We start from the raw sequence: 5283 nt of genomic DNA on the forward strand, positions 1-5283 counted from the left end.
CCCGGCGCTTTTCGAAAGCGCCGGGGCCGGTCTGGTCAGATGGCGTGGTAGTCCTGGAGCAGCTTCTCCAGGTCGGTGCCATGGAGCTTTTTGAGTACCGCCTTGAGGGCAAGGCGCTCGGCCGGGTTCAGCTCCAGCTCGGTGAGCTTGCGGCCATCCCGAAGCTGGACAGAGGCGTTGATCAGATCCCGCACGTCGTAGGTGGAGCCCCACACCTCGGGCACGCCCCGGTCGATGTCCAGCAGGGTGTAGACCGCCTCCATACCGGTGCGCATGGAGTACTCGGTGGTAAAGATGGTGTCCCGCTCCGTCTCGGCAAACTGCCCCAGGAAGGCGAAGTTCACCGCCCCGTCGGGGACGACGCGGGGCCGGTCCCCGGCGGCCCGGGGCAGGAAGAAGGCGGTGATGTAGGGCATCATGCAGGGGACGGTGTTGGCGCTGTGGGCGGCCAGCTCCGCAATCTCCCCCTCGGGCACCCCCATGTGGTAGAGCCACTCCATGCAGATCTCCCGCCCGGTGCACTCCCGCATGGGCTTTTTCACAAAGTTGCCCGGCTTGTCGCTGAACAGGCCGTAGATCCACCCAACGAGCTGCCCCCTGGGCTGGTCGCGGAACTGGGGCTGGCGGTTGAAGGTCCAGCTCAGCAGCCAGTTGGAGTCCCTGGCGGTGACGATGCCGCCGGTGACCACCTTCCCGGAGAAGGGGTCCCGCTGGCAGATGCGCTGGACATAGGGGGGAATTTTGTCGTCCAGGGTGGTGACGGTGGCGCTCATCCAGTTGCTCAACTCCGGCTGGGAGCAGAACTTGTCCGGCCGGCCGAAGGCGGGGTCCCGCGCGGCGATGCGCCGCCACATGTCCCAGCCGCCGCCGGGCTTCAGCTCCGGCCGGAAGGGGGCGGGGGAATCCTGGGAACCCAGGGCGGAATTCTCCACGCAGCCGCCGGGGGTGAGGAACACCAGGTCGTTTTCCGTCAGATCAATGTGCTCCTCCGCCCCGTCCCGCAGCAGCACCAGGCGGCTGGCCTGCTTGCGGCCGGGCCGGAGGTCGAACTCCACGTCCACCACCCTGGTGTTGAAGTGGAACTGGACGCCGTGCGCCTCCAGGTACTTGAGCATGGGCAGGATCATGGACTCATACTGGTTGTAGCGGGTGAAGCGCAGGGCGGTGAAGTCGGGCAGGCCCCCCACGTGGTGGATGAAGCGCTTGAGGTAGAGCTTCATCTCTAGGGCGGAGTGCCAGTTCTCAAAGGCGAACATGGTGCGCCAGTAGAGCCAGAAGTTGGACTCCAGCACCGCACTGCTGAACACGTCCGTGATGGGCCTGTCGTACAGGGCCTCGTCGGGGGTGAAGAACAGCTTCATGATCTCCATGGCGCCCTGGTCGCTCAGGCCGAACTTGCCGTCGGTGTGGGCGTCCTCCCCCCGGTTGACCGTGGCCCGCATGAGGGAGTAGTTGGGATCCCGCTTGTTGAGCCAGTAGTACTCGTCCAGAACGGACACGCCCTCGGTCTCGATGGACGGGATGGAGCGGAACAGATCCCACATGACCTCGAAGTGGTTGTCCATCTCCCGGCCGCCCCGCATGACGTAGCCCAGTCCCTCGTAGTGCCAGCCGTCGCAGGCGCCGCCGGCGATGGGCTCCTTCTCCAGGATGTGGATGTTCCGGCCGGGCATCTGCCCGTCCCGCACCAGATAGCAGGCCGCCGTCAGGGCCGCCAGGCCGGAGCCCACCAGATAGGCCGATTTATGCTCCACGCCCTCCGGCTTCACCGGGCGGGCAAAGGCCTCGTAATTGCCGCTGGAATAATACATGAAAATGCCTCCGTTTCATAGCGTTGCTTTGGATTCTGGGGCCAGTATAGCCCCTCCGGAACGGCGGCGCAATCAGCAGAGGGGCCCCGGTGATGGAAGTTTCATCACCGGGGCCCCTCTGTCTCAATTTTGATCAAACGGGCCCGCCTGATGGGCGGAATCCGCCCGCAGGCGCTCCAGCGCCTGGGCAAAGCTGCCCGAAACCACCAGCTCTACCCGGCGGGCCAGCTCCGCCGGCTCTCCCTTCATGCCGGTGCGGATCCAGTCCAGAACCAGCCCCACAAAGGCGTACTTGTAGAAGTCGGCCAGAAAGGCCTTGTCCTCCTCCCGCACCTCTCCCCGGGGGTCCAGCTCCTCCACCACGCCCATGAGCAGGCCGTGGGTGACCTGAAAGAGAAAGGTCTCCACCTGCTCCCGGCGGACGGAGCGGTAGACGTTGAGGATAAAGGGCCTGTTGTCGATCAGCCCGTCCAGAATCCGGCGGAACCCCTCCTGCCAGGTGGTATAGGTGCGCTTGCCGTCCAGTATCCGCCGGGCGTCCTCCTGGCAGGCCCACTCCACCAGGTCGTAGATGTCCCGGAAGTGGTAGTAGAAGGTCATGCGGTTGATGCCGCAGTCCTCGGCGATGTCGGTGACGGTGATCTTGTCCAGCGGCCGCTCCAGCAGCAGCTTCTTGAGGGAGGCCTCCAGGGCCCGCTTGGTCACCTGGCTCATGGCTCACCTCTGGTCCAGCGGCACAAAGGCGCGCATGGGGGCCACCGCCTTGTAGGCCGGGCGGATGATGCGGTTGGCGGGCTGGCAGACCTCCTCGATGCGGTGGGCGCACCAGCCCACCATCCGGGCCACGGCGAACAGGGGGGTGTAGAGCTCCATGGGTATGCCCATCATCTTGTAAACCAGTCCGGAGAAGAGATCCACGTTGGCGCACACCACCTTCTCCTCCCCCTTGACGGAGCGCAGCACCTCGGGGGTGAGGCGCTCCACCCGCTCAAAGAGCTCAAACTCGTCCAGCATGCCCTTGGTCTCGGCCAGGCTGCGGGCAAACCGCTTGAGGAGGACGGCCCGGGGGTCGGACAGGGTGTAGATGGCGTGGCCCATGCCGTAGATGAGGCCCGAGCGGTCTCCCGCCTCCTTCCGCAGCAGGCGGCCCAGGTAGTCCCGCACCGCGTCGTCGTCCGTCCAGTCGGACACCTCGGCCTCAATGTGTCCGAACATCTCCATGACCTTCTTGTTGGCGCCGCCGTGGCGGGGACCCTTCAGGGAGCCCACCGCCGCCGCGATGGAGGAATAGATGTCGGTGCCGGAGGAGGAGAGCACCCGGCAGGCAAAGGCGGAGTTGTTGCCGCCGCCGTGCTCGGCGTGGAGCACCAGGCACAGATCCAGCAGCCGGGCCTCCTCGTCGGTGTACCGGTTGTCGTGGCGCACGGAGTAGAGGAAGTTCTGCGCCACGCTCAGCCCCTCCTGGGGCCGGTGGAGGTAGAGGGACTCGTTGTCGTAGTAGTGCCGCTTGGCCGCGAAGGCGTGGGCCACGATCACCGGCACGCGGGCAATGAGCTCCACCGCCTGCCGGAGCTGGTTGGGCAGGGACATGTCATCGGGCCGCCCGTCATAGGAATAGAGGGCCAGCACCGAGCGGGCCAGCTTATTCATCACATCGGGGCTGGGGGCCTTGAGGATCATGTCCTCGGTGAACATGGGAGGCAGGGCCCGGTGGGCGGAGAGCAGTCCCTCAAAGGCGGTGAGCTGGGCCCGGGTGGGCAGGGCGCCGAAGAGAAGCAGGTAGGCGGTCTCCTCAAAGCCGAAGCGGCCCTCACTGACAAAGCCGTTGATCAGCTCCTCCACGTCGATACCACGGTACACCAGCTTGCCGGGGGCGGGAATCCGCTCGCCGTCCTGGACGTAATAGCCCATGACGTTGCCGATCTGGGTCACCCCGGCCATGACGCCGGTGCCGTCGGCGTTGCGCAGGCCCCGCTTGACGCGGTAGCGCTCATAAAAGGCCGGGTCGATCTGGTTATGCTTCTGGTACTCCGCGCATAGACTTTCAATAAAGTCGGCGGAGGCGTCCCTGACCGCATGGTCCATATGCAACAGCTCCTCTGTCTGGTTTCATTTGTCCCATATTGTATTCTCTTTTCATCAAACAGTCAATCTGAAAAAAGCAAGGACGGGCGAAATCTGAATGATGCTGAAACAAAACTTGCAAAAAGGAGGGGGCGGAGGGGGAATGAAGCAGGTGGTGGCCACCGCCCTGGTGCTGCTGCTCACCCTGTTTCTGTTGCCGCTGCTCCTGCTGGGGGAGGAGCCGCTTGCCGGGCCGTCCCAGCCCCCCGCCGCCACCGGCACCCTGCCCATCGACCGCACCGTGGTCACCCCCGGCCAGACGGCGGACGGCCGGGTACAGGTGCGGGTGGCCCTGGGGGACGGGGAGGTGCTCACCCTGCCGCTGGACAAGTACCTGTGGCGGGTGGTGGCGGCGGAGATGCCCGCCTCCTTTGAGCCGGAGGCCCTCAAGGCCCAGACAGTGGCCGCCCGCACCTACACCCTCTCCAAGATGGAGCGCACCGTGGAGGCCCACCCGGACGCCGACGTGTGCACGGACATCACCTGCTGCCAGGCCTACATCGACCCGGCGGACGCCGCCGCCAACTGGGGGGAGAACGCCCAGACCTACACCGACAAGATCGCCGCCGCCGTGGCGGATACCGACGGCATGGCGGCCCTCTTCCAGGGCCAGCCCATCCAGGCGGTGTTCTTCTCCTCCGCCGCCGGAAGGACGGTGGACGCGGTGGAGGTGTGGGGCAACGCGGTGCCCTACCTCACCAGCGTGGACAGCCCCGAGGGGGACGAGGTGCCCAACTACCACTCCACCGTCACGGTGCCCCTGGACGAGTTCAAAAGCAAGCTGCTGGCCCAGTACCCGCAGGCCGATCTGTCCGGCGAGCCGGCGGGCTGGTTTGCCAACCTTGTCCCCAATTCCGCCGGCGGGGTGGAGACGGTGGACATCGGCGGCGTCACCGTGGGCGGTGGAAGCCTGCGCACCCTGTTCGGCCTGCGCTCCACCAGCTTCACGGTCTCCGCCTCGGCGGATGGGGTCACCTTCTCCGTCACCGGCTACGGCCACGGCGTGGGCATGAGCCAGTACGGCGCCAACGCCCTGGCCAAGGAGGGGAAGACCTACGACGAGATTTTGAAGTGGTATTACACCGGCATCGACGTGGCCCCCTATACGCCCCAGAGGTGACAGGCGGCCCCGGCGGCACATGCAGCCGGGGCCGCCTGAGGCTATCGATAAACCCTCCTGCCGAAGATTTCGGAGGGAAGGATAGTGTGAAAGGGAACCGTCAGGGTTCCCTTTCGCGTTGGATCAAAATAACTGTTTGAAACTTTTCTGAAGTTTCAAACAGTTTGGCAGCCTGTCGAAAAGGCTTTTTTGACAGGCTGAGGCGGCCCCGGCGGCACACATGCCGCC

The 5283-nt window shown here is 65.4% G+C and carries 4 protein-coding genes; 1 reads left to right on the top strand and 3 read right to left on the bottom strand.

Translation table 11 applies throughout. The features are described from left to right. Positions 1-35: 35 nt before the first annotated feature. From HMPREF0372_RS07055 to HMPREF0372_RS07065, 3 genes are all read right to left on the bottom strand, one after another. Entirely contained in the window at positions 36-1811 is a 1776-nt protein-coding gene (locus HMPREF0372_RS07055; RefSeq protein ID WP_007490174.1) for an oleate hydratase, read from the bottom strand. A gap of 123 nt (positions 1812-1934) precedes the next feature. Then, the gene (locus tag HMPREF0372_RS07060) at positions 1935-2525 is read right to left on the bottom strand and encodes a TetR/AcrR family transcriptional regulator (RefSeq protein ID WP_007490175.1); all 591 of its coding nucleotides are present in this window, start codon (positions 2523-2525) and stop codon (positions 1935-1937) included. Positions 2526-2528: 3 nt separating this feature from the next. Further along, entirely contained in the window at positions 2529-3896 is a 1368-nt protein-coding gene (locus HMPREF0372_RS07065; RefSeq protein WP_007490176.1) for a citrate/2-methylcitrate synthase, read from the bottom strand. 142 nt (positions 3897-4038) lie between these two features. Between HMPREF0372_RS07065 and spoIID the strand changes: the two genes are divergently transcribed. After that, positions 4039-5055: a stage II sporulation protein D gene (spoIID, locus tag HMPREF0372_RS07070; protein WP_039996842.1), complete on the top strand. Its 1017-nt coding sequence runs from the start codon at positions 4039-4041 to the stop codon at positions 5053-5055. Positions 5056-5283: the final 228 nt, after the last annotated feature.

The organism is Flavonifractor plautii ATCC 29863 (assembly GCF_000239295.1).
Lineage (GTDB): Bacteria > Bacillota > Clostridia > Oscillospirales > Oscillospiraceae > Flavonifractor > Flavonifractor plautii.

Bases quoted from the DNA above. Each gene is read 5' to 3' on its own strand.
- HMPREF0372_RS07055 (WP_007490174.1), bottom strand. From the start codon at position 1,811: ATGTATTATTCCAGCGGCAATTACGAGGCCTTTGCCCGCCCGGTGAAG.
- HMPREF0372_RS07060 (WP_007490175.1), bottom strand. From the start codon at position 2,525: ATGAGCCAGGTGACCAAGCGGGCCCTGGAGGCCTCCCTCAAGAAGCTG.
- HMPREF0372_RS07065 (WP_007490176.1), bottom strand. From the start codon at position 3,896: ATGGACCATGCGGTCAGGGACGCCTCCGCCGACTTTATTGAAAGTCTA.
- spoIID (WP_039996842.1), top strand. From the start codon at position 4,039: ATGAAGCAGGTGGTGGCCACCGCCCTGGTGCTGCTGCTCACCCTGTTT.